This is a genomic window from Aidingimonas lacisalsi, assembly GCF_008079445.1.
GTDB classification, from domain to species: domain Bacteria; phylum Pseudomonadota; class Gammaproteobacteria; order Pseudomonadales; family Halomonadaceae; genus Aidingimonas; species Aidingimonas lacisalsi.
The window spans coordinates 577,482-600,299 of the sequence record NZ_VRYH01000003.1; the positions used below are offsets into that span (position 1 = coordinate 577,482).

Annotated in this window: 21 protein-coding genes; 9 read left to right on the plus strand and 12 right to left on the minus strand. The window is 57.2% G+C overall.

Translation table 11 applies throughout. The annotated features are described in order from the left end of the window. Positions 1-18: 18 nt before the first annotated feature. The 3 genes from FVV99_RS08865 to FVV99_RS08875 are packed head-to-tail and all read right to left on the minus strand — an operon-like array spanning position 19 to position 3,988. Positions 19-1,440, minus strand: coding sequence for an FAD-binding oxidoreductase (locus tag FVV99_RS08865; RefSeq protein WP_148253690.1), 1,422 nt, complete (start codon positions 1,438-1,440; stop codon positions 19-21). A gap of 49 nt (positions 1,441-1,489) precedes the next feature. Further along, the gene (locus tag FVV99_RS08870; RefSeq protein ID WP_148253691.1) at positions 1,490-2,788 is read right to left on the minus strand and encodes an L-fuconate dehydratase; all 1,299 of its coding nucleotides are present in this window, start codon (positions 2,786-2,788) and stop codon (positions 1,490-1,492) included. A gap of 30 nt (positions 2,789-2,818) precedes the next feature. Next, a complete protein-coding gene (locus tag FVV99_RS08875) occupies positions 2,819-3,988 on the minus strand; it encodes a fumarylacetoacetate hydrolase family protein (protein WP_148253692.1) in 1,170 nt (389 codons plus the stop codon). 213 nt (positions 3,989-4,201) lie between these two features. Here FVV99_RS08875 and FVV99_RS08880 point away from each other — a divergent pair, with 213 nt between their 5' ends. From FVV99_RS08880 to nanR, 8 genes are all read left to right on the plus strand, one after another. Next, positions 4,202-4,966 carry an SDR family NAD(P)-dependent oxidoreductase gene (locus FVV99_RS08880; protein WP_148253693.1) on the plus strand — a complete coding sequence of 255 codons (765 nt, stop codon included), beginning with the start codon at positions 4,202-4,204 and terminating at the stop codon, positions 4,964-4,966. Further along, positions 4,963-5,970 (plus strand): 4-hydroxythreonine-4-phosphate dehydrogenase PdxA, encoded by a 1,008-nt coding sequence (pdxA, locus tag FVV99_RS08885; RefSeq protein ID WP_236645348.1) that lies wholly within the window; start codon positions 4,963-4,965, stop codon positions 5,968-5,970. Before FVV99_RS08880 ends, pdxA begins: the two co-directional genes overlap by 4 nt. Beyond that, complete coding sequence (locus tag FVV99_RS08890) at positions 5,963-7,105, plus strand: four-carbon acid sugar kinase family protein (RefSeq protein ID WP_161598980.1); 1,143 nt, start codon at positions 5,963-5,965, stop codon at positions 7,103-7,105. The genes pdxA and FVV99_RS08890 overlap by 8 nt, the downstream gene beginning before the upstream one ends. Positions 7,106-7,243: 138 nt before the next feature. Further along, positions 7,244-8,242 (plus strand): sialic acid TRAP transporter substrate-binding protein SiaP, encoded by a 999-nt coding sequence (locus FVV99_RS08895; protein WP_236645349.1) that lies wholly within the window; start codon positions 7,244-7,246, stop codon positions 8,240-8,242. 59 nt (positions 8,243-8,301) lie between these two features. After that, complete coding sequence (locus FVV99_RS08900) at positions 8,302-8,847, plus strand: TRAP transporter small permease (RefSeq protein WP_148253695.1); 546 nt, start codon at positions 8,302-8,304, stop codon at positions 8,845-8,847. A gap of 27 nt (positions 8,848-8,874) precedes the next feature. Further along, positions 8,875-10,254: a TRAP transporter large permease gene (locus FVV99_RS08905; RefSeq protein ID WP_148253696.1), complete on the plus strand. Its 1,380-nt coding sequence runs from the start codon at positions 8,875-8,877 to the stop codon at positions 10,252-10,254. 9 nt (positions 10,255-10,263) lie between these two features. Continuing rightward, positions 10,264-11,343, plus strand: a complete 1,080-nt coding sequence (locus FVV99_RS08910) for an Ldh family oxidoreductase (RefSeq protein ID WP_148253697.1) — start codon at positions 10,264-10,266, stop codon at positions 11,341-11,343. A gap of 76 nt (positions 11,344-11,419) precedes the next feature. Further along, entirely contained in the window at positions 11,420-12,145 is a 726-nt protein-coding gene (nanR, locus tag FVV99_RS08915; RefSeq protein WP_148253698.1) for a transcriptional regulator NanR, read from the plus strand. A 33-nt stretch (positions 12,146-12,178) separates the two neighbouring features. On the opposite strand, the gene FVV99_RS08920 is transcribed toward nanR, so the two are convergent. From FVV99_RS08920 to FVV99_RS08960, 9 genes are all read right to left on the minus strand, one after another. Then, complete coding sequence (locus FVV99_RS08920; protein WP_148253699.1) at positions 12,179-13,822, minus strand: UxaA family hydrolase; 1,644 nt, start codon at positions 13,820-13,822, stop codon at positions 12,179-12,181. Between the two features lie 55 nt (positions 13,823-13,877). Beyond that, positions 13,878-14,729: a fumarylacetoacetate hydrolase family protein gene (locus FVV99_RS08925; protein WP_148253700.1), complete on the minus strand. Its 852-nt coding sequence runs from the start codon at positions 14,727-14,729 to the stop codon at positions 13,878-13,880. A gap of 18 nt (positions 14,730-14,747) precedes the next feature. Next, positions 14,748-15,497, minus strand: a complete 750-nt coding sequence (locus FVV99_RS08930) for an SDR family oxidoreductase (protein ID WP_148253701.1) — start codon at positions 15,495-15,497, stop codon at positions 14,748-14,750. A 124-nt stretch (positions 15,498-15,621) separates the two neighbouring features. Continuing rightward, complete coding sequence (locus FVV99_RS08935) at positions 15,622-16,674, minus strand: Ldh family oxidoreductase (RefSeq protein WP_148253702.1); 1,053 nt, start codon at positions 16,672-16,674, stop codon at positions 15,622-15,624. A gap of 66 nt (positions 16,675-16,740) precedes the next feature. Then, positions 16,741-18,252, minus strand: a complete 1,512-nt coding sequence (locus tag FVV99_RS08940) for a tripartite tricarboxylate transporter permease (protein WP_148253703.1) — start codon at positions 18,250-18,252, stop codon at positions 16,741-16,743. Then, entirely contained in the window at positions 18,240-18,716 is a 477-nt protein-coding gene (locus tag FVV99_RS08945) for a tripartite tricarboxylate transporter TctB family protein (RefSeq protein WP_148253704.1), read from the minus strand. Before FVV99_RS08945 ends, FVV99_RS08940 begins: the two co-directional genes overlap by 13 nt. Positions 18,717-18,726: 10 nt before the next feature. Next, positions 18,727-19,722 carry a tripartite tricarboxylate transporter substrate binding protein gene (locus FVV99_RS08950; protein WP_148253756.1) on the minus strand — a complete coding sequence of 332 codons (996 nt, stop codon included), beginning with the start codon at positions 19,720-19,722 and terminating at the stop codon, positions 18,727-18,729. A gap of 89 nt (positions 19,723-19,811) precedes the next feature. Continuing rightward, a complete protein-coding gene (locus FVV99_RS08955) occupies positions 19,812-20,945 on the minus strand; it encodes an iron-containing alcohol dehydrogenase (protein ID WP_148253705.1) in 1,134 nt (377 codons plus the stop codon). Positions 20,946-21,711: 766 nt separating this feature from the next. Further along, on the minus strand, positions 21,712-21,933 hold the full coding sequence (locus FVV99_RS08960) for a DUF3820 family protein (protein WP_148253706.1): 222 nt from the start codon (positions 21,931-21,933) through the stop codon (positions 21,712-21,714). Between the two features lie 269 nt (positions 21,934-22,202). Between FVV99_RS08960 and FVV99_RS08965 the strand changes: the two genes are divergently transcribed. Then, positions 22,203-22,814 (plus strand): LysE family translocator, encoded by a 612-nt coding sequence (locus tag FVV99_RS08965; RefSeq protein WP_148253707.1) that lies wholly within the window; start codon positions 22,203-22,205, stop codon positions 22,812-22,814. Positions 22,815-22,818: the final 4 nt, after the last annotated feature.

Consider the following 22,818-nt stretch of genomic DNA (forward strand, 5'->3'; position numbering starts at 1 on the left):
CATTCGTTTGTGGTCCGCTTACTCCGGCAGGATGCGGCCGCGGCTCATGATGCCGTGCGGATCGAACAGTGACTTGATGCCTTGTAGGAGTTCGCGTTCCGTCGGTGACAGTCTGGTCAGGTACGCAGCCTGCTTGGTTCGACCGATTCCGTGTTCCGCACTGATGCTGCCGCGGAAGTCGTCAAGGATGGCAAACAGGCGCTGTTCCAGGTCGTGGAGCAGGGTATGTTTGTCCTCGTCGGATAATGACGGCGGTGGCAGGATGTTGAAGTGCAGGTTGCCGTCACCGACGTGACCGTAGGCGATCACGGTCGAGTCGGGCGAGACCTCCGTGACCATGGCGTCAGCACGATCGACGAAGGCGGGGATCGCGGAGATCGGTACCGACACGTCGGTGCGCAAGTGCTTGCCTCGCTGGCGCTGCCCTTCCAGCATGCTTTCCCGGAACTGCCATAAATGCTGGGATTGAGCCTCACTGCTGGCCAGAGCGCCATCCAGCACCAATGCTTTCTCCATGCCGGATTCCAGCAACTGTTCGAGCATCTCTCCCAGATCGACGGGGCCGGTGGCCGAGACTTCCATCAACACATACCATGGATAGGCTTCGTCCATCGGGTCGCTAAGTTGTGGTGAGGCCTCCATGGCCAGTTCGATACAGCGGCGTGGAATCAGTTCGAATGCCGAAAGCAGGTCGCTGCAGCCGCGCCTGGCCAGACTGTAGAGTTCGATGACCGACGTTACCGAGGGTAGGCCGAGCATCGCGGTGCGCGTCTGTTCGGGCTTGGGGACGAGCTTGAGCACGGCACCGGTCACGATGCCCAGCGTCCCCTCGCTGCCGAGAAACAACTGGGCGATGTCGTAGCCACGATTGTCCTTGTGCAGAGCGGTCAAGCCATCCCATATCTCACCGTTGGGCAGCACGACTTCCAGCCCCAGCACCAGTTCCCGCATCATGCCATGGCGCAATACGTTCAGGCCGCCGGCATTGGTGGCGACATTGCCACCGATCTGGCAACTGCCCTGGGCGCCCAGCGATAGGGGAAAATCGCAATCCTCGGCGTCAGCAGCCTGCTTCACCGCTTCCAGGATGCAGCCGGCATCCACCGTCATGCTGAAGTTGACCGGGTCCAGATCGCGGATGCGATTCATGCGCTCCAGACTGATGATCAATTCGTCCTGGTCGCGATCCGGAAAGGCGCCCCCGACAAGGCCGGTATGTCCGCCTTGCGGCACCACGCGCAGGTTGTGCTCATGGCACAGTTTGACGGTGTCGGCGACTTCAGCGGTATTGCGTGGCCGGACGACGGCTAGGGGGGTACCCAATTCGTCTCCGGCCCAGTCGCGCAGGTAACGGGAAACCTCTTCCTCGGCGCGGAGTACGCCACGCTCTCCCAGCCGTGTGGCCAGGGTGTCGAGGATACCGGCATTGTCTGTTGTCATGCTTGCTCCATGCCGTCACTAGTGTCGAAGTCTCGGGTGGCCCCGACCGTCATTGGCCGTTCTGCCAAGCCTCACCATCGGGGTACCGGTGACGGGCCAGCGAATCGGGGTACATGGTAATACTGTAGCCCGGCGCCGTAGGTACTTGATAGTGGCCGTTCGTGATGGTTACCGGGTCGATGAAATGTTCGTGTAGATGATCGACGTACTCCAGGATGCGGCCATCCAGGGACCCTGATACTGCGATGTAATCGAACAGTGAGACGTGCTGCACATACTCGCACAGCCCGACACCGCCCGCATGCGGGCATACCGGTACATCGAACTTGGCCGCCAGGAGCAGCACCAGGATGACTTCATTGAGGCCTCCGAGTCGTGCTGCATCGATCTGGCAGTAGTCCAGTGCATCGGCCTGCAGGAACTGTTTGAACATCACTTTATTGTGGCAATGCTCGCCTGTCGCCACGCCGATGGGCGCGAGACGGTGACGAATTTCGGCATGGCCGAGGACGTCATCGGGGCTGGTGGGTTCCTCGATCCACAATGGGTCGAATTCGGCCAGTCGACGCATGTTGGCAACTGTCTCGTCGACGTCCCACATCTGGTTGGCGTCCATCATCAGTGGGCGCTCCCAGCCAATTTCTTCACGCAACAGCCGGGCACGCCGACAATCCTCTTCCAGGTCGCCCCCGACTTTCTGCTTGAAGTGAGTCCAGCCGTCGGCCAGGGCCTCGCGCGCCAACTGGCGTACCTTGTCATCCGAGTAGCCCAACCAGCCGGCCGAGGTGGTGTAGCCGGGGTAGCCGTGCTGGCGCATTTCCGACTCACGCTGCGCCTTGCCGTCCTGCTTGCGCCGCAACATGGCGATGGCTTCTTCCGGTGTCAGCGCATCGGTGACGAAACGGAAGTCCAGGCAGCGCACCAATGCTTCGGGGGACATGTCGGCCAGCAGTTTCCACACCGGCTTGCCTTCGTGCTTGGCCCACAGGTCCCAGACGGCATTGACGATGGCGGCGGTGGCCAGATGAATGGCGCCTTTGTCGGGGCCGATCCAGCGTAGTTGACTGTCGCCGGTGATCTCGCGCCAGAAGGCGCCCATGTTGTCGGTGATGGAGGCCAGGCTTCGTCCTTCGACCAGGTGAGCGAGCGACTTGACGGCGGCGACGCAGATTTCATTGCCGCGACCGATGGTGAATGTCAGGCCATGCCCCTCGAATTCGTCATCGGTATGCACGATGACGTAGGTGGCCGAATAATCGGGAGCGGCATTCATCGCATCCGAGCCATCCAGCGACTTCGAGGTCGGGAAACGGATGTCCTGGACGTCTAGGTGAGTGATCGTTGTCATGATTGTCTCCAATATCGCTGGCGCTGGCTTTTACTGTTGATGGCGGCGAGCCAGGCTGGCTTGCCATTGACGGATGCCGAAGGTCCACGGCGGTAGCCTGTCCGAGCGGTCGACCCGGTGGACGAGAGCACCCAGCGACGGTGTCGCAATAGTGACGGTATCGTCGATATGGTGAGTGAACCCTTGGCCGGCGCCATCACGATCCTGGATCGGTGAAAACATGGTACCCAGGAACAGCATGAAACCGTCCGGATACTGGTGATGGGTACCGATGGTCTGGGACACCAGGTCCTGTGGGTCCCGGCTGATCTCGCGCATGTCACTACTGTCTTCCAGCACGAAGCCGTCATCCGCGCCCTCGATCCGTAGCGACACCTTGGCCTGGCGCAAGGTGTCCAGCGTGAAATCGTCATCGAACAGGCGGATGAAAGGTCCGATGGAACAGGACGCATTGTTGTCCTTGGCCTTGCTAAGCAACAGGGCACTGCGGCCTTCGATGTCGCGCAGGTTGACGTCATTACCTAGCGAGGCGCCCTTGATCCCTCCCTGCGAATCCACCGCGAGCACGATTTCCGGCTCGGGGTTGTTCCATTGGGAGGCAGGGTGCAAGCCGACCGGCGTGCCGAACCCTACTGATGAAAGCGGTTGTGCCTTGGTGAATACTTCAGCGTCGGGACCGATACCGACTTCCATGTACTGCGACCAGGCACCACGCGATTGCAGAGCCTGCTTGAGCGACATGGCGGATTCCGAGCCCGGCTCGATTCTGGACAGGTCTTCCCCGATCAGTGCCTGTAATTCGCTGCGCAGCTCGCTGGCCCTGGCGGGATCGCCGCCGGCCTGCTCTTCAATGACCCGTTCCAGCAAGCTGACGGCAAAGGTGACGCCGCATGCCTTGATCGCCTGCACGTCACAGGGGGCCAATAACGTGGGACCCTGCGGATGGGTTGTCATCGATTGCGTGAGCAGTTCTTCGACAGTGCCCAACGACTCGCCCGGGACGGAGCGGACGAACGACGCTGCATCATCGCGGTCGAGCAGGTCGGCCATGCAGCCGCAGGCATCACTGATGTCGATGACTTCGCCATTGCGCACGACGACGAGAGCGGGATATTCATGGGGAGCAGGGCGCCATACCCGGCCGACCAACAGGGCGCTGTCAGGATCTTCAGGAAGACATTGACGTGCATCGGAAGACATAAAGGACTCCAGTGAATGATGCGGTGAGAGGTAGTGACATGATGGCATTCCGTCTTGAGTCGACTATGCTTGTCGCTATGTATGATAGGTATACTATCAACGCGAAACCAATGCCTCTAGCCATTCATGACAATGAGTTCGCGTAACCGCAGGATCGAGGCATCATCGGGCGGTATGTTCCAGTCTAACGAGAAGCAGGAGGAGAAGCGTCATATGTTCGACGATTTGTCAGGCAAGCGAGTATTGGTCACCGGGGCGAGTCGTGGCATCGGAGCGGCGGTTGCCAGGAAATTGGGAAGTCTCGGCGCGCACGTCGCCGTTCACTATCATTCCAGTGAAGCCGGGGCACGCGATGTACGTGATGCCATCGTCGGTGATGGCGGCAAGGCCGTGCTGGTCAAAGGGGATGTCAGCCGTTCCGATGAAGCAGCGGCGGTCGTCGACAACGCTGCGGATCAGTTGGGCGGTCTCGATGTGTTGATCAACAATGCTGGCGACATGTTGGGGCGCGTGACACTAGCCGATATCGATGATGCCCACTACGACCGGGTCATGGATCTCAATGTGCGTTCGGTAGTCACTGCCAGCCATGCCGCCTTGCCCTATCTGCGTCGTGCGGGTGGCGGTTGTATCGTTCACACCAGTTCGATCGCCGCCCGCAACGGTGGGGGGCCGGGTGCCGGTTTCTACGCCTCGGCCAAGGGCTTCGTCAGTACCCTGACACGCAACATGGCCAAGGAGTTGAGCGGCGACAACATTCGAGTCAATGCCGTGGCACCGGGGACCATCGCGACTGATTTCCACGAACGGTACTCCAATGACGCTCAACTGGAGGCGGCCAGAGCGACGATACCTCAGGGACGGCTGGGCACTGCCGAGGATTGTATCGGGGCCTACGTGTTCCTGGTCAGTGATGCCATGAGTGGTTATGTGACGGGGCAGATCATCGAGGTCAACGGCGGGCAGTTGATGCCATGATGACATCCGCTTCACATGCCGTGCCCGCTTATTCACTGGCGATCACCATGGGGGACCCCGCCGGGATCGGTCCGGAAATCATCTGTCGTGCACTGGCGGCACTGTCGGCACATGAGCGGGCCAGCACCTTGCTGGTCGGTGACTGCGCCACCTTCGCGCGGGCATCGCAGGTGGCGCAACTCGACCTGTCGTTTTGCGACGTCGAACGTGACGCCGAGGTGGCTGGTTGTGTCCCCGTGGCACAGATCGACATGCCATCTGGAGCGATTCCGCCTGGCGAGATCAGTGCCGCGGCAGGCGAGGCCGCGTTTCGTTGCGTGGCCAGGGCGGTCGAGTTGGTCCAGGCCGGTCGGGCCGGCGTGATCGTGACGGCTCCCCTCAACAAGGCCGCTCTGCACGCTGCCGAGCGCTACTATGATGGTCACACGGGTATGTTGGCCTCACTGACGGGGGCGCCGTCGTCCTTCATGCTGCTGGCCTCCGAACGGTTGTCGACCATCCATGTGTCCACGCATGTCTCGCTGCGTGACGCTATCGAGCGTGTCACTGTCGAGCGCATCATGGACACGGTCTCGGCGGGCTACGATCATCTCCGGCGCCTGGGACTAACGGCTCCGCGTATTGCCGTGGCAGGACTCAATCCGCATTGTGGTGAAGGCGGCATTTTCGGCGATGAAGACGACCGGATCATCGCCCCGGCAGTGAGCGAGTCGCGGCAACGCGGCTGGGATGTTCAGGGGCCCATCTCGGCAGATACGGTTTTCTATCGAGCCAGCCGTGGTGAATTCGACCTGGTCGTGGCGCAGTATCATGATCAGGGGCACATTCCGGTCAAGTTGATCGCGTTCGACACCACGGTCAATGTCAGCCTGGGGCTCCCCATTCAACGTACCTCGGTGGATCACGGCACGGCTTTCGATATCGCCTGGCAGGGGCGTGCCGATGCCACCAATATGCGTGCGGCCATCGACCATGCCTGGCGACTCGTCGACCGTCATGAGTGACGTCGTCATTATCGCCGATGACTTGACCGGAGCGCTTGATGCTGCCGCTCCGTTTGCGGCCCGTGGGGCAGTCACGCAGGCCGTGACATCGCTGTCGGCGCTCCAGGGCATGTCGGCTGGTAGCGCACCGAATGTGGTCGCTATCACGACCGAATCCCGTCACTTACCGGCCGAGCGAGCGGCGTCGCGAGTGGCCGAGGCAATAGAAGCTGCGAGTTGCCTGAAGCCTGAGCTCTGGATCAAGAAAGTGGATTCGACCTTACGTGGCCAGGTGGCGGCTGAATGTCTGTCGGCAAACCGTCATCTCTCCCGTGCCCTGCTCGTCGCGCCAGCGGTACCCAGTCAAGGCCGGACCGTATCGCAAGGATGTGTCTTCGTTCATGGTGAGCCACTGGAAACGACAGCCTACGTTAGCGATGCCTGTTCGCCGGCGCCGGGGGGCGATCTGGTAGCGTTGTTCGAGGCAGTCGGCCTACCGATGACAAGATGTGCCAGTGCCGACATGGCGTCAGACGGCATGAATTGTGTCATCGATGCCGACGATGCGACGACGCTGGATGCGATAGCCGATGTCGCGCTATCCGCCGCCGGACACTGGCTGGCCGTGGGGGCGTCAGGCTTGACGGAGGCGGTCGCCCGGCAGCGTTACGGCACGTTGAAACACGGATCGGCATGGTCGCCTGAGGGGTGGGTCGTGGCGATGGGGTCTCGCAGTCCTCAGGCTCGTCGTCAGATTGCGAGCTGCCGAGTCGCGTTTCCGAAGTTGCCTGTGATCAAGGCTCTGGAGCCGCAGGCGGCGCTGCCATCGGGTGATGCTCTGGTCATTCCCGGCGAGGCGGTCGGTGAATGGTCCGCCACCGATGTCGCCTCACGCATGGCCGAGGTACTGGTCGATGGCGATGCGCGCAATCCTCAGCCCGGACGAGTCTGGTGCGTGAGCGGAGGCGACACGGCCATGGCCGTACTGGCTCGGTACGGTGCTGAGCGGATAGAGGTCGTTGGCGAGTGGGCTCCTGGCATGGTCTGTGGTTATATCGACGGGAATCAGCCACTCGTCACCAAGGCGGGCGGCTTCGGCGATGACGGTGTCCTGGCGGCGTTGTACCGCCACACCACCAAAGTGGCAGATGTCTGATCCCAACGGAGGGTTGCGTGTTGCGTCACGAGTAGCTAGCTTTTCTTATGATGGTATGACACGTATACATAAGCGCCATCGGTAGGCTCGACGGTATGTCGAGTCATGGCAATTTTCTCATGCATGGAGAACAACAATATGGGTATGACGAGCACGAGCCAGCGCCGCCCTCTACACTGGTTTTCATTGTCACTCCTGGCCGCAGGTGTGACGCTGGCGGGAACGGCGCACGCCGAGACCCTGAATTTCGCCCACGTCTATGAGACATCCGAGCCTTATCATGAATGGGCCCTCTGGGCCGCCGATGAGATCGAGGAGCGCACCGATGGGCGTTATGAAATCGAAGTGCATCCCGCATCCTCGCTAGGGAAAGAAGCGGATATCAACGAAGGCCTGGGGCTGGGTACGGTTGACTTGATCTATACCGGTAACCAGTTCGCCGGCCGTTTCTATGGTCCGATCGGCATTGCCGGTGCGCCCTACATGTTCCGTGATTTCGATCACTGGAAAGCCTATACCGAAAGCGACCTGTTCCAGGAAATCGCCCAGGGCTATCAAGATGAAACCGGCAATGTGCCGCTGGCCATGAACTATTATGGCAAGCGCCATGTGACATCCAACAAGCCGATCAATACACCGGAGGATATGGAGGATCTCAAGATCCGCACGCCCAACGCTCCGCTGTACATGATGTTCCCGGATGCCGTCGGCGCCAACCCGACGCCCATCGCCTTCTCCGAGGTGTATCTGGCGCTCCAGCAGGGAACGGTCGATGCGCAGGAAAACCCCTTGCCGACCATTCGGGCCAAGGCATTCTATGAGGTTCAGGATTACATCAACCTGACCGGCCATATCACTGACTCCCTGATCACCATCGCCGGCGGGCCCCTGTGGGATCGGTTGTCCGAAGAAGATCGGGAAATCTTCCGTGAGGTCTATGCCGAAGCTGGTGAGCGTATCACCGAAGACATCCAGCAGCAGGAAGAAGATCTTGTCGCCTGGTTCGAAGAGCAGGGTGTGACCGTCAACGAGGTGGAGACCGAACCATTCCGTGAAGCCGTGATTCCTTACCATACCGGTGAGGACGTGGAATGGGATCAGGAAACCTACGATCGCTTGCAAGCCATCGGCCAGTAACGTTCCATTCGCCATCGCTTCACCTCCCGGCATGGGGGGTGAAGTGTTGAGGAGGTTTCATGACCGAGGATCGTCGGCCTGCCGAAGAGGTCACGTTTGAGGTTCCCGACGACGATGTCTTCGACGCTCGCGACTATGGCATCGAGGATTACGTCACGTTTGGGGTGTTCTGGATTCTGGCGTTCGATGTCTTTCTGCAATTCTTCAGCCGCTACGTACTGGGCAACTCCATTGCCTGGACCGAGGAGATGGCCCGCTACCTGTTGGTCATGGTCGGGTTTCTCGGCAGTGCGATGGCGGTTCGGACGTGCTCCCATATTTCCGTGGAGTTCTTCTATCGCTATATGCCCGGTGTCGTAGGACGCACCATGTCGACGCTGGTGGATCTCGTCAGTATCGCGTTCTACCTTGCGATGTCCTGGCTCACGCTCAAGCTGGCGAATCAGACCTCCTCAATGATGGTATCCGTGGATATCCCCAAGAGCTTGCTGTATTACCTGGTGCTGTGCGGGTTCGTGCTGATGACGTTGCGTGCGATTCAAGCAACCATTCGGCATTGGCGAGAGGGTACCAGCGAATTGATGTTCACCGATGATAAACGATAAACCCTGCCGCTTTCGGGAGACACAGTCATGACCCATGCCCCGGCCACGCGTTGGCGAGGCCTTCTGGTTCCCCCGATTATCGCTGCGCTGGCGGTGGTCGGTTGCGTTGTGCTGGCCTTGCTTGGCCACTACCTCTGGTTTCTGTTTGCTGCACTTTTCACCATGCTGGTGCTGGGCGTTCCCATCGCCATCGGTCTGGCAGGCTCGTGTCTGCTCTACATACTGCTGGTGGGACGCATCCCGGATATCGTGGTCGTCCACCGCATGATCAACGGGGTCGACAGTTTCCCGCTGCTGGCGATTCCTTTCTTCATCCTGGCCGGTAACCTGATGAACAATGCCGGTATCACGACGCGCATTTTCGACTTCGCCAAGGCATTGATGGGCTGGATGCGCGGTGGTCTGGGACACGTCAATGTCGGTGCCAGTATCGTATTTTCCGGTATGTCCGGGGCGGCGGTCGCCGATGCCGGCGGCCTGGGCACCATCGAAATCAAGGCGATGCGAGATGCCGGTTACGACCAGGAGTTCGCCGTGGGCATTACGGCAGCGTCATCGACCATCGGACCGATCATTCCGCCAAGCTTGCCTATGGTCATCTATGGCGTGATGGCCTCGGCATCGGTAGGGCAGTTGTTCGTTGCCGGTCTAGTCCCGGGATTGCTGATGGGTGTCGTCCTGATGCTGATGATCACGCTGCTGGCGCGTCGGCGTGGTTACCCGCGTGATGCCAGTTTTGCGCTGCCGGTATTGGGCCGGACGTTCGCCCGGGCGTTTCTGTCATTGTTGACGCCGGTCATCATCGTCGGCGGCATTCTATCCGGTGCCGTGACGCCGACCGAGGCAGCCATAGCGGCGGTCGTCTACGCACTGTTCCTGGGGGGTGTGGTCTATCGGACCCTGACTTGGCAACGCCTGCTCAAGGTCAGCATGGAAACCATCGAGACGACGGCGGTGATTCTGATGATCGTGGCCGGTGCATCGATCTTCGCCTGGATCCTGACCAGTAATCAGGTTACACAGCATCTCGTCAGTCTCATGGGGCCGTTTGCGGATAATCCGGTTGCCGTGCTGCTGCTGATCAATCTCATCTTGATCGTGGTGGGCTGCTTCATGGAAACGATTGCGGCCATCACCATTCTGGTGCCGGTGTTGTTGCCGCTTGCGGTCGGCGTGGGTGTGGATCCGGTGCATTTCGGTGTCATCATGGTACTCAATTTGATGATCGGACTACTGACGCCGCCGGTGGGCATGGTGCTCTATGTCCTGTCCAAGGTGTCGCATATCTCGTTCGAGAAATGCATGCGCGGCACCTTGCCATTCCTGGTACCGTTGGTGGCCGCGCTGTTGCTGGTCACCTTCATTCCGGCCATTTCCATGTGGCTGCCGACGCTTGTTTATCGATAAGGGATGACGATGAAATCGGGAAATGACGATGTGGCACGAGTCGATGCCGCTGACCTGAAAGTCTTCATGGGCGATGCCTTGCGACATTGCGATGTCGATGACGCCAGCGCTGAAGCCGTTTCCCGTGCCTTGTTGACGGCGTCGAGCATGGGCGTCGATAGCCATGGATTGCGCTTGTTGCCGCATTATGTCAACGCCGTACGAGGTGGACGTATCAAGGCAAGCCCGACGATGCAATTTCACCAGCAACTTCCGGCCATCGGCTATCTGGATGCCGATGATGGCTTCGGTCATCTGGCGGGTTACAAAGCCATCGACCAGGCGTGTGCAATGGCCGAGGCGTGCGGTATCGGTGCCGTTGCGGTCGGCAATTCGTCCCATTTCGGGGCGGCGGGATGCTATGCCCTGGCAGCCGCCGAGCGGGGAATGATCGGCATGGCCGTGTGCAATTCCGATCCTTTCGTGCGCCTGCATGAGGGCAAAGCGCCGTTTCACGGTACCAACCCGATTGCCTTTTCGGCACCGGTCGAGGGGCAGCTTCCCTACCTGCTCGATATGGCTACCAGCACTATCCCCTGGAATCGCGTGCAGCAGTATGGCGCCATCGGGCGTGAATTACCGCCCGATGTGGCCGCCGATGCGGCGGGGGAGGTGACTCGTGATCCTGCGTCGGTCGCTTCGTTGCTTCCTCTGGGGGGCGCCAATTTCGGCTTCAAGGGAGCCGGTCTGGCGGGCATGGTCGAAGTGTTGAGCTCGACACTGACCGGTATGCTGAATGGGTTCCGCCTGCTACCCATGGGGGGCCCCGATATGTCGACTCCGCGCGGTGTCGGGCATTTTTTCCTGGCCATGCGACCGGAAGCATTCAGCAATCGGGAGACCTTTCAGGCCAGCATGCGCGAGTATCTGGACGATCTGCGTTCCCAACCAGCTCTCGACGACGCCGAGGTAATGGCGCCCGGCGACCGTGAATGGCGCTGTCAGGCCCGTCGTGACGCCGAGGGCATACCGCTGGACGCTGCCAACCTGGCAGCCTACGAAAGCCTGGCTGACGAGTTGGGGATCTCGCCATTGGCCGTGCACGATTGATGATGGCCAAGCAACATAGGGCATGAATGGAGTAACATGGGCGCATGCAGATAGCCGTGGCGAGGAGTGCTAGCGAATGAGTCGATACAAGGTGGAGCGGAAAACGCTCTCCGAACAAGTGGCTGAACAACTGGAAGTGGATATTCTCGAAGGCCGCTTGAAGGAAGACGACCAACTACCGACCGAGCGTGAATTGATGGAGCAGTTCGGCGTGGGTCGGCCTGCGGTTCGGGAAGCCTTGTTCTACCTGCAGCGCCTGGGATTGATCGCCATCAACAGCGGAACCCGTGCACGGGTCATTCGTCCCACCGCCGAGGCCGTAATGGCACGTCTATCCGGGGTGACCCGGCAGTTACTGGTCAAATCGGAAGGTCAACAGTATTTTCAGGAAGCGCGCGCCATGTTCGAGATTTCGCTGGCGCGATATGCGGCGTGTCATGCGACCGACGAGGACCTCATGCGCTTGCGTGGGGCACTTGAAGCCAATCGTGACGCCCTGGGGCACGAGGCGCGTTTCAAACGCTCCGACAATGATTTCCACGGGGTATTGGCATCGATCGCCTGCAACCCCATCTTCGATGCCATCCACGATGCGCTGTCCGAATGGCTTGACGACCGGCGTGCCGAAGTATTACAGCAAAAGGGCGAAGATCAAGCGGCCTTGCAGGCACATACCGAAATCATCGAGGCCATTGAGTCACGCGACCCCGACGCCGCCGAGGCGGCCATGCGTCGCCACCTCGACCGGCACTACGGCACCTACATGGAACTCAAGAAGCGGCTCTCTCAAAAGGCCGAGTGACCACGCATCATCCTGTTCGGTCCATGTCCGGGACTATAGCGAGACGCCGCGTTTCCAGGGAATGAAATCGAGCTGTTCGAGTTGCACGGCGCGTGGACGATAGCGCCCGGACGCCGTATCGATGCACCTCTGCAGCATCTGTGCTGCCAACTCATCGATCTGCGCTTCGCCGCGAATGATCGGGCCGGCATCGAAATCGATCACATCGGGCATGCGCTGGGCCAACTCACTGTTACTGGCTACTTTGAGTACCGGCGCGATCGGGTTGCCGGTCGGCGTGCCCAAGCCGGTTGTAAAGATCACCAGGTTGGCGCCGGAGCCCACCAGTGCCGTTGTCGATTCGACGTCGTTGCCTGGCGAACAGAGAAGATTCAAGCCGCGATGCTGGTGAGGCTCGGTGTAATCGAGGACATCGACTATGGGGCTATCGCCGCCTTTCTTGGCTGCGCCTGCGGATTTCATGGCATCGGTGATCAGGCCATCTCGAATGTTGCCGGGAGACGGGTTCATCGAGAAGCTTGCGCCAACGGCAGCCGCGTGACGCTGATAGGCTTCCATCAGTTGCTGGAAGCGCTCGGCGACCTGGTCACTGCGGCACCTGGCCAGCAACTCGTGCTCGACCCCGCATAGCTCGGGGAATTCGCTGAGTATGCCACTGCCGCCCAGGGCCACGAGACGGTCGATGGTGGCGCCGACCATGGGATTGGCCGACAGGCCAGAGAAACCGTCGGAACCGCCGCACTCGACACCGATGGTGAGTTTCGAGAGCGGCGCCGGTGCACGTTCGCAACGGTTGGCGTCGGCCAGTCCGTCGAAGATGGTGCTCAACGCCTGGCGAATCAGGTCGGTCTCGCTGTGAGTGGCCTGTTGCTCGAAGTAGTGTACCGGTCGCAGGCCTTGCGGATCGCGTTCAGTGATGGCCCGACTGAGCATGTCCATCTGCGCTTTCTGGCAGCCCAGGCTAAGCACGGTAGCCCCCGCGACGTTGGGGTGGCAGATGTAGCCGGCCAGCAAACGACACAATGCCTGAGCATCGTCATCGGTCCCGCCGCAGCCGTGGGTGTGCGTCAGGAACCGGACGCCGTCGACATTGGAGAACAAACGTTCCTGTGTGGTTTCGCCGGGGAAGGTGTCAACCGTCTCGCCGCGCAACAGGGACCGAGCCATACGTTTGTAGTCGCGGTACGGGTCGTCGCCGAGGGCGTCGGCTACACACTGGCGCAGCACCTCGATATTGCGGTTTTCACAGAATACCAGCGGCACGACCAGCCAGTAATTGGCCGTTCCCACCTGGCCGTCGGGGCGGTGGAAACCATCGAATGTCACCCCCGTGAAGGCGCTGACATCGGGAGCCTGCCACTCATCATGACGCGTCTGGGGCTGACTATTGTCGGTGGAGTGCTCGGTATTGCCGGTGGTGATGGCCTGGCCTTCGCCGATCGGGCGGGTGGCACGACCCACCGTCACGCCGTACATCACGACAGTGTCACCTTCCGCGAGTGGGTGGAGGGCGAACTTGTGCTTGCGCCGAATGGGTTCAGCAATGCATATCACCCTGCCACCGTCCTCGATCTCGGTACCGACATGGAGGTCCTTGAGCGCCACACGCACATTGTCGGCGGCATGGACACGCAGACTGGGTTGTTGATGGGTATCACTGGCTATTGTTCGACTCATGCCCATGACTCCTGACCCTCTCGTGTTGGTGTCGTGATGCCTCAGGAGGTACCTGTCAGGCGGTACTATCGGCAACGACGTTCTGACTCTGCTCACCGAGCCCCTCGATACCCAGGCGCATGCGTTGACCGGGTTTGAGATAGACCTTGGGATTCTGCCCCATGCCGACACCTGGCGGTGTGCCGGTCGAGATGACATCGCCGGGTTGCAGACTCATGAACTGGCTCAAGTAACTGATCAGGTAAGGGACCTGATAGACCATGGTCCGCGTGCTGCCGTTCTGATAGCGCTTACCGTCGACTTCCAGCCACATGGCGAGATCTTGCGGGTCCTTGATTTCGTCGGGGGTGACCAGCCAGGGGCCCATCGGGCCGAAGGTATCGCAGCCCTTGCCCTTGTCCCAGTTGCCGCACCGTTCGAGCTGGAATTCCCGTTCGGAGACATCGTTGATGACACAGAACCCGGCGACATGATTCATGGCATCCTGTTCATCGACATAGCGGGCTTCGCTGCCGATGACCACGCCGAGTTCCACCTCCCAGTCGGTCTTCTGCGAGCCGCGCGGAATGATGACATCGTCATTGGGGCCGCAGATAGCGCTGGTCCACTTATTGAAAAGAACCGGCTCGGCCGGAACTTCCGCGCCGGTTTCGGCGGCATGGTCGGAATAGTTGAGACCGATGCAGATGAACTTGCCGACGCGTCCTACGCAAGGGCCGAGGCGTTCACCGGGATCGACGGCCGGCAGCTTGGCGGGATCGAGCTCGGCCAGGTCGGCCAACTGGTCGCGGCTCAGGTGATCACCGGCCAGGTCGTTGATATGCGCGGAGAGATCGCGGATGACACCCTGGTCGTCCAGAAGTGCGGGCTTTTCATGGCCACGCGGGCCGAAACGCAACAGTTTCATCGTCAATAGGTCCTCGTATCAGTTCAACCAGCCGCCATCGATGATCTGGGCGGTACCGGTGGTATAAGCGGATTCGTCGGCTGCCAGGTAAGTGACCAGTGCCGCGATTTCTTCGGGAGTTCCCAGCCGACCCAACGGTTGGCGGGCGATGAATTCCCGGTGAACTTCGTCTTCGTCGCGTCCCTGCTGTCTTGCCTGTTCGGCAATGCGGGCTTTCAGCGACGGGGATTCCACCGTGCCGGGGCAGATGGCATTGCAGCGAATGCCCTGACCGATATAGTCAGCCGCAACCGACTTGGTCAAGCCGATCACTGCCGCCTTGGTCGTACCATAGGCGAAACGATTGGGCACGCCTTTCAGACTGGAAGCCACCGACGCCATGTTGATGATGCTGCCGCCGCCGTGCGACAGCATTCCCGGCAGGAAAGCACGGATCATGCGATACATGGCCATGACATTGAGCGACAGGGAAAATTCCAGGTCGCGCTCGTCGCACTCCAACAGGGCGCCTCCGGCGACATGCCCGGCACAGTTGAACAGGATGTTGGGGGGCGGCAACGCTTCAGCCAGCGCATCAATGGCGTTGGCATCCAGCACATCCAGTGGATGTGTCTCGATACCCGGCGTCTTTGCCAACTCGGCCAACGCTTCGGTGTTGATATCCGTCGCGATGACCTTGGCACCCTCGGCGGCGAAACGTTCGGCAGTCGCACGTCCGATCCCCTGCCCGGCGGCAGTGATCAGAGCTGTCTTGTCTTGCAGTCGCATGGCGTGACCATTCCTTGGCGTTGTTCTCGAATGGTAGATGTTTGATTGTATGACAGGATACTAGCCTGACTGTCATCTCGAGTATGGAACAGTTTGGACGGCTTGCCAATTACGGTTTCCATTCTCAGCATGGATCGGGGAACGGGACGTTCAACTTACTGGCCCATTCAGAAAGTACGTCAGCCACTCCAGGAGGTAATGGTATGCCCTCTTGACGATGAGTTTGGCGTAAAGCCAGCGCACGTTGACCGGGTATGCGAACCGGAGACTCTCCTGTCGGCACCGGATTGGACCGGCAGGATTCAATCAGGAACGCTGTCTCCGACGTGAAGGAGGGCAGGCCACCAAAAGCTTCTGGATCAAGTAGTTGCACGAATACGGAAGCGCCCCACTGTGCCGGTTCCTGAGCGCGGCCATGACCAGCGAGCCCAGACGTGAAGGCTTCCACCATGAGGCCGAGCGCATACCCTTTATGGCCATGGTCGATACCACCCACAGGGAGAATGCTGCCTTTGGGCTCATTGAACAGTACGCTGGGGTCAGTGGTGACCTGGCCAGAAGCGTCTTTCAGCCATGGATGAGGTAACCGCTCGCCTTGCTTGTGTAGTCTGCCAACCATGCCATTCGTCGTGATGGAGGTGCTGATGTCCAGCAAGACGGGGTCTGACGTCGTCGGGAACCCAACGGCGATCGGGTTGGGAGAGTGGGTGGCTTCCAGTCCGCCATGTGGTGCCACGGACCTGGCGGCTGGGTCCGACGAGTGTATGACGACCATCATTCCTCGGTCAGTTGCACGCTTCAGATAGGCGGCAAGACATGCAATATGGTTGGAGCGGTGAATCGTGATCGTCCCGGTCCCATAAGTTTCCGCCTTCTTCATTGCGTCATTCATGGCTTCGACAATAAGCCACGGGCCAGGCAGATAACGACCATCCCAATTGGCGACGGCGGGACGTTCGGAGATTATGTCAGGCGAGCCCGTTTTGGCCATGCGTCCCGACTCGATTTCAGCCAAATAGGGTCCCAATAATTGAAGTCCATGCGTCGTATGTCCCATGAGGTCGGCTTCGACCAGAATTTCGGCGACAGTGCTTGCTTTCTCGTCATCCAGGCCAGCGTGTCGCAGGATGTCGTGACCAAACTCCTGCATTCTTGAGGCATTGTATGTCGTCTGCATAACGGCTCCCGGGCAGCTGTGAGTGCGTTTCGTTTCCATGTATCGACAGATCCATGGTAAATCCGCTTATCTTGATACGGTGTCTTCTATTCGCATGCCCCTGATTCTTTTTACGCAACTAATGATTAGTGGCGATACCCAAATTAGTATGACAATAACGCCAAGAGTGGCACTTATCGGGCGTGAGAAAAAACTCAGAAAATTGCCGTCGGTACGCATCATTGCGCTCATGAAATTATTTTCAACCGTTCCTCCTAGTACTAAACCTAATATGGCAGGGGCCATCGGAAAGTCGTTTCTTGATAGTACGAACGCGATGCCACCTACAATCAGCATCAGCCAAATATCAATGATGCTATTGTTGATGGCAAAAGCGCCGACAATGCAGAAGCAGAGTATGATTGGCATCAAGATTTTGCTTGGTGTCAAGATAAATATCTTGGATAGCCGTATGGCCATGTATCCTATCGGCAGCATCATAAGGTTGGCGATGATGAAAACAATAAATAGTGCATAAATAAGTCCGGATTCATCCATGAATATTGTTGGGCCAGGGTTCATGCCCTTCATATATAGTACCCCAATGACTATCGCCGTAATGGAGTCCCCCGGAATACCAAATACGAGCGCAGGAACCCATGCCCCGCTTATGCCCGAATTGTTGGCGGAACTAGCATCCACTATACCCTCGATGTTACCTGTCCCATAGGCCTTTCTATCTTTGGACATGGACTTTCCCATCGCATAAGATATCCACGCTGCTATATCTGCGCCGGCACCTGGGAGGGCACCTATGAAGGTCCCGATAGTACTACCGCGAAGAACATTCTTCTTGTATTTCATCAAATTATGAGGCGCGTTCTTGAATATGCTATCTTTCGAGATCGCGGCAATCGTCTTTTTCTCGGAACTCGAACCGTAATAGCTCATCAATTCACTTAAAGCGAACATGCCTATCATGACTGGTATAAAGTTAACTCCACCCATTAGGTCCGGGATTCCAAAGGTAAAACGTGGAGCTCCACTCATCATGTCCAGGCCAACTGTAGATAACATGATTCCAAATAATAAGGAGAGGAAGGCCTTGGTCTTTGAACCGAATGAAATGAATATAGAGCATGTCAAGCCAAGGATGGCAAGCCAGAAGTATTCGAACGCGCTAAACTGTAACGCTACCTCAGCTAGTGATTGAGCGACGATGATCAATACGATCGTACCAAATATTCCACCAAAAACTGAGCATATAAGGTTTGTGCCCAGTGCTTCCCGAGCCTTGCCTTTTTGAGCCAGTTGATAGGATTCGGAAACATAAGCTGCTGATGCAGGGGTTCCTGGAATATTTAAGTAAGTTCCTGGAATGTCACCAGAAAATATGGCCATGGCTGAAGTCGTCACAATGGCAGCTATAGCTGGTGTCGGATCCATATAGAAAGTGATAGGTACCAGTAATGCAACGGCCATGGTCGCTGTCAAACCTGGAATTGCGCCAACAAAGATTCCAAATAGGGCGGATAAAGCTATCACTAACAAGACATCTAGCGAGAAAACGAGGTGAGCCCCATTGATTACAGCATCCATTGTTTCACCTCATTGAAAAGTTCACCCTGAGGGAGGGGGATGAGTAAATACTTTGAAAAAATGAAGTATATGAGTGAAGACATTACAATTGAGGTTATAGCTGCAATTAAGATTGGTGTTTTTCTCGCTTTCATCAAGACGAACATGATCAAGCCTATTGTCGTCAATGCGCCCAGCATATCGCTGAACGTTATGTAGAAAATAATCATTACGACTGGCAAAAGGGAGTGCATGAGTGATTTCCACTCTATTGGCTCCCGTTGCCGAAATCCACTTGAAGCCATGACAATCTTTATGTTGGACGAAGCCATGAGAAGTCCACCAAGACAAAATCCCCCTCCTACCAAGGAGGGGAAAAGTGATGGACCAAAGCTAAGACTAGGCAGTGTAGGAAATTGCTGAGCTGTGTAGATGATCGCACCGCCAGCAATGATGAAGCCCAGCCCAATAAGGAAGTCCCTCATTATTTGGCCCCTAGTCGGCTGCTAACCCAACTTGCTGAACGATATCTCCGAACACGGCATCCATTTCCTCCATTAAATTACCGAATTCCTCGGCATTCCTCCATTCGGTACCGAAACCCTGTTCAGACATGAAGTCTTGATAAGTATCGCTGTTATAGGCGTCTTCAAGGGCTGATTCCAAAGTGGACACAACCTCCGGATCCATACCCGTAGGACCTGCGATACCACGCCATTCCCCAACTTGGTAATCGGTACCCAATTCTTCTTCAATCGTGGGTACATCGGGAAAGCTAGGAATCCTTTCAGGAGCCATGACACCGAGACTCTTGACGCGTCCCGCTTCGATCATGGAACGTGCCTCGGGCACGGAGCTTGGGACGATGTCTATCCCCCCTGACGCCAGTTCCGTCATGGCTGGAGCCGCCCCTTCACTAGGAATCCACCTGACTTTATCTGCCGCCATGCCTTGGTCCATGAGGAAGCCGGCGAATGCCAAGTGCCAGACCCCGCCTTGACCCGTACCTGATGCGGTGAAGGTGCCCTTGGGCTCTTCACGGATAGCTTCGACCAACTCCTCCAGAGAGTCGTAGGGAGCATCGCTCGCAACCTGGACCCCAGGGAAGTCATAGTTGATCTGGGCAATTGGCGTGAAGTCACGATAGGTCAGATCCGTGAGCCCAAGCCAATGCATCATATTGACTTCGCCCGTTGCCAGACCAATCGTGTAACCATCCGGGTCAGCGTTGCTTATTGCCGTGTGGCCGACAACGCCACTTCCCCCTGTTCTGTTGACGACGTTAACCGTTTGTCCGAGCTGTTCCTCCAAGGCTTTGCCTATGGTCCGGGCCGTTGCATCCGTTCCACCTCCGGCTGCCCATGGAACAATGAGGGTGATCGGGCGCTCTGGATAATCCGCGAACAAGGGGCCAGAAGCGATAAGTACTGTCGCGGCAATGCTTGATAAGAGTGTCGTTTTTACAGTCTTTTGATTTTGTTTGATAAACATGTTCACCTCATGTGTTGTTGTTTCATTGAGCGGTGCATCAGCTGATTGTTCTAAATGCCTCCTATGCTGAAAGATGTCATCGGTCATTATTAATAGGCTTCAACCAACAGGTTGTACAAGTCGTCTGTGTCCAGAGGCCTGGGGTTGGTTGCTGTAGAATGATCTTCCAAGGCCCACTGTGCCGCTTCCTCCAAGATATCTTCTGGAACTCCCATGTCGCGTAGGCGAGTCGGGATATTGAGCTTTTTATTCAGGTTGTAAAAAAACTGATCTGGTGTTTCGTCTACTTTTACATTGATGATGCTGCTTATTCTTTTGTATTTCTCCATGCAATAGCTTTCATTGAAGCGTAGTACGGCTGGCAGCAATACCGCATTAAGAGTACCGTGATGTAAGTTGAGGTCGTGATACCCTCCTAACGCATGAGATAATGAATGTACACCACCTAACCCTTTCTGAAAGGCAAGGGCGCCCTCTAGGGAGGCCATCATCATTTCGGAGCGTACACTGATATCATTTTGTTCGTTTACCGCCGCTTCGATATTCGTTATTGCGCGTGATAAACCGTCAAGAGCAATGGCCTCTGCCGGTGGATTAATCTTGGGGCTAAGGTATGTTTCGATGCAGTGTGCGATAGCGTCCATGCCTGTGGTTGCCGTTAAAGACCGGGGCAGGTCCATGGTAAGCTCGGGATCACAGATTGCTGTTGTCGGTATGAGATGCGGAGACAGTAAGCCGAGTTTTCTATTGTCATGCATAGTGATGAGAGTGGCTCGCCCTACTTCACTTCCCGTGCCGGCAGTCGTTGGTACTGCTATCAAGTCAGGCATATTGGAAGTGATCTTTTCACTGCCTTTCTCTATGGCTGCGTATTGACGTAGCGGGCCTGGATGCGTCGCCAGCAGCCTGACCGCTTTCGATAAATCGATGCATGAACCCCCACCAAAGGCAATAAGACCGTCACACTCTTGTCGACGCATTGTTTCCAGTGCCTCTCCGACAGCCGCTTCTGTGGGGTTGGAGGGCGTTGCATCGTAAATCAATGATGGAGTCACGTAACTTGATGCGTCGATGACTTTATTGATTATGCTTGAGGAGCTCAAGCCTTTGTCAGTAATCAGTAACGGCCTTTTTATATTGAGCCGCTGCAGGGTTTCGTCTAGCTGAAATAGCGCATCATCCCCAAACTCAATTCTTGTTAAATAGTTGATTGTGAATGACATATCATCTCCTGATGGGACTGAATATTGGGCTGATGGCTTGTCAAAAAAAGCTGTCTTGTCATCCTTATGAAGTGTTGGTTAGTTGCAGTATTTGTGTATTAGCCAATGTTGTTGGGTTTCGGTGCAGTGCTAATAAATTAGCGATTACTGTTACCTGCCAATGGCCATTGTCTGCAAAAGCACATTAACTGTTCTTACAGGGGAAGGTAGAACCTATCATACCTTCATACTATACGACTTTCGTCGCTTCCATGGGATTTCTCTTGGGAGAAATGCTGGATATTACCGAACGGACTAACGTCCTCACGTCATCGTTATCGGCACCGTGGATGTCTCTAGTGGCCATGGTTAAGGGATCTCCGTGGATGCTCTGGATATTCGTCTCGATGGAGCAATCACTTCGAGACTCACTCCAGTCCCATGCTTAGACCCGCGCCGTACGGCTTGAAGCCGGTGTCGAGTACCTCCCACAGGTCGGCTTCCGTTCACAAGGGCGAGTTATGTTCTGGCCCAAGTTTAGTCCCATTTGCCTTCCTCATTGTCATTATTGTGGCTTTTTCTTGAGCCATGGCGAAGTAGCCAACCTATAGTTAATGAACATTGCATTCAATATTCATTAATTGGGACGATAGTCTAATCGATGACGGAGCCGGGGTCGTGAAAGGCTGTCGCTGGAGAAGAGATGTTGGCCGATGTAGACAGCGTGACGTCGTCTGCGCGTATGATGCTGCATGTGCTTCAGGGGACATGATGCCGATTGAGGCATTCAGGCCCCATGTTTCTCACGTAATGGATCGAGCAGCGCCCCCAGGCCGTTGTGGTCGATTTCATGCATCAGGTGCAGCAGCCGGCCGATCTCGCCGGACGGGAATCCCTCTCGGGCGAACCAGTTGAGATAGGGGCCGGGTAGGTTGGCGATCAACCGGCCTTCATACTTGCCGAACGGCATCCTGCGGGTGACCAGCTTCTCCAGATCCTCGGGGTTCACAATACGCTCCTTGATGGTCTTGAATGTGTTACCGGCGCGCTGCCCGGCGGCACTGTTTCTGAATATGCTGGCGCTGCTTGTGTGTAGCGTGAATCGGCTGGCCGAATGTATCGGATCATTCAGGCATCCATGAATCCGTACTGCACTGATCGGGCACAAGCTGAACCTGCCTGACGATCCTCACTGGGTACGTAAATCGCCGTCATGAGACACGCTGTTCTTTGGTCTAGGCTGGGAGTCATGACACGACAACGCCTAGGAGCGTCATTATGACACTGGAATTTTTCGCAACCTCGCTCATCGTGGTTCTGCTGCCGGGGACAGGCGTCCTCTACACGCTTGCGCATGGAGTCGGCAGCGGCTGGCGGGCAAGTGTAGTTGCCGCCCTTGGCTGTACTCTCGGAATCGTTCCACATATCATCGCCAGTATTGCTGGCCTTGCTGCTCTTCTCCATACCAGTGCGTTGGCTTTCCAGTTCGTTAAATACCTTGGCGTAGCCTATCTGTTTTACATGGCGTGGAGTGTGTTGCAAGAGGGGGGAGCACTACAGATGTCGGGACAGAGAACAACCACTTCCGACGTCAAGATCATCGTTAACGGCCTCTTGCTGAATATCCTGAATCCCAAGTTGTCCTTGTTCTTCCTGGCATTTCTGCCCCAGTTCATACCGAGTCATACACCCGAGCCAACCTACTATATGCTTAGCCTTGCAGCGATGTTCATGCTTTTGACATTCATCGTGTTTGTCGGCTATGGGGCGTTTGCATCAGCCACGCGACGGTATATCACTTCAAAGCCCGGGGTAATGGCGTGGTTCAGGCGCGGCTTTGCGGGAGCGTTCGGAGTCCTTGGGGTGAGGCTCGCGTTGTCCGACCGGTAACGAG

What these genes read in the sequence shown, in the direction of transcription:
- FVV99_RS08865 (WP_148253690.1), bottom strand. Translation starts at nt 1,440, where the DNA reads ATGACAACAGACAATGCCGGTATCCTCGACACCCTGGCCACACGGCTG.
- FVV99_RS08870 (WP_148253691.1), bottom strand. Translation starts at nt 2,788, where the DNA reads ATGACAACGATCACTCACCTAGACGTCCAGGACATCCGTTTCCCGACC.
- FVV99_RS08875 (WP_148253692.1), bottom strand. Translation starts at nt 3,988, where the DNA reads ATGTCTTCCGATGCACGTCAATGTCTTCCTGAAGATCCTGACAGCGCC.
- FVV99_RS08880 (WP_148253693.1), top strand. Translation starts at nt 4,202, where the DNA reads ATGTTCGACGATTTGTCAGGCAAGCGAGTATTGGTCACCGGGGCGAGT.
- pdxA (WP_236645348.1), top strand. Translation starts at nt 4,963, where the DNA reads ATGATGACATCCGCTTCACATGCCGTGCCCGCTTATTCACTGGCGATC.
- FVV99_RS08890 (WP_161598980.1), top strand. Translation starts at nt 5,963, where the DNA reads ATGAGTGACGTCGTCATTATCGCCGATGACTTGACCGGAGCGCTTGAT.
- FVV99_RS08895 (WP_236645349.1), top strand. Translation starts at nt 7,244, where the DNA reads ATGGGTATGACGAGCACGAGCCAGCGCCGCCCTCTACACTGGTTTTCA.
- FVV99_RS08900 (WP_148253695.1), top strand. Translation starts at nt 8,302, where the DNA reads ATGACCGAGGATCGTCGGCCTGCCGAAGAGGTCACGTTTGAGGTTCCC.
- FVV99_RS08905 (WP_148253696.1), top strand. Translation starts at nt 8,875, where the DNA reads ATGACCCATGCCCCGGCCACGCGTTGGCGAGGCCTTCTGGTTCCCCCG.
- FVV99_RS08910 (WP_148253697.1), top strand. Translation starts at nt 10,264, where the DNA reads ATGAAATCGGGAAATGACGATGTGGCACGAGTCGATGCCGCTGACCTG.
- nanR (WP_148253698.1), top strand. Translation starts at nt 11,420, where the DNA reads ATGAGTCGATACAAGGTGGAGCGGAAAACGCTCTCCGAACAAGTGGCT.
- FVV99_RS08920 (WP_148253699.1), bottom strand. Translation starts at nt 13,822, where the DNA reads ATGAGTCGAACAATAGCCAGTGATACCCATCAACAACCCAGTCTGCGT.
- FVV99_RS08925 (WP_148253700.1), bottom strand. Translation starts at nt 14,729, where the DNA reads ATGAAACTGTTGCGTTTCGGCCCGCGTGGCCATGAAAAGCCCGCACTT.
- FVV99_RS08930 (WP_148253701.1), bottom strand. Translation starts at nt 15,497, where the DNA reads ATGCGACTGCAAGACAAGACAGCTCTGATCACTGCCGCCGGGCAGGGG.
- FVV99_RS08935 (WP_148253702.1), bottom strand. Translation starts at nt 16,674, where the DNA reads ATGCAGACGACATACAATGCCTCAAGAATGCAGGAGTTTGGTCACGAC.
- FVV99_RS08940 (WP_148253703.1), bottom strand. Translation starts at nt 18,252, where the DNA reads ATGGATGCTGTAATCAATGGGGCTCACCTCGTTTTCTCGCTAGATGTC.
- FVV99_RS08945 (WP_148253704.1), bottom strand. Translation starts at nt 18,716, where the DNA reads ATGAGGGACTTCCTTATTGGGCTGGGCTTCATCATTGCTGGCGGTGCG.
- FVV99_RS08950 (WP_148253756.1), bottom strand. Translation starts at nt 19,722, where the DNA reads ATGTTTATCAAACAAAATCAAAAGACTGTAAAAACGACACTCTTATCA.
- FVV99_RS08955 (WP_148253705.1), bottom strand. Translation starts at nt 20,945, where the DNA reads ATGTCATTCACAATCAACTATTTAACAAGAATTGAGTTTGGGGATGAT.
- FVV99_RS08965 (WP_148253707.1), top strand. Translation starts at nt 22,203, where the DNA reads ATGACACTGGAATTTTTCGCAACCTCGCTCATCGTGGTTCTGCTGCCG.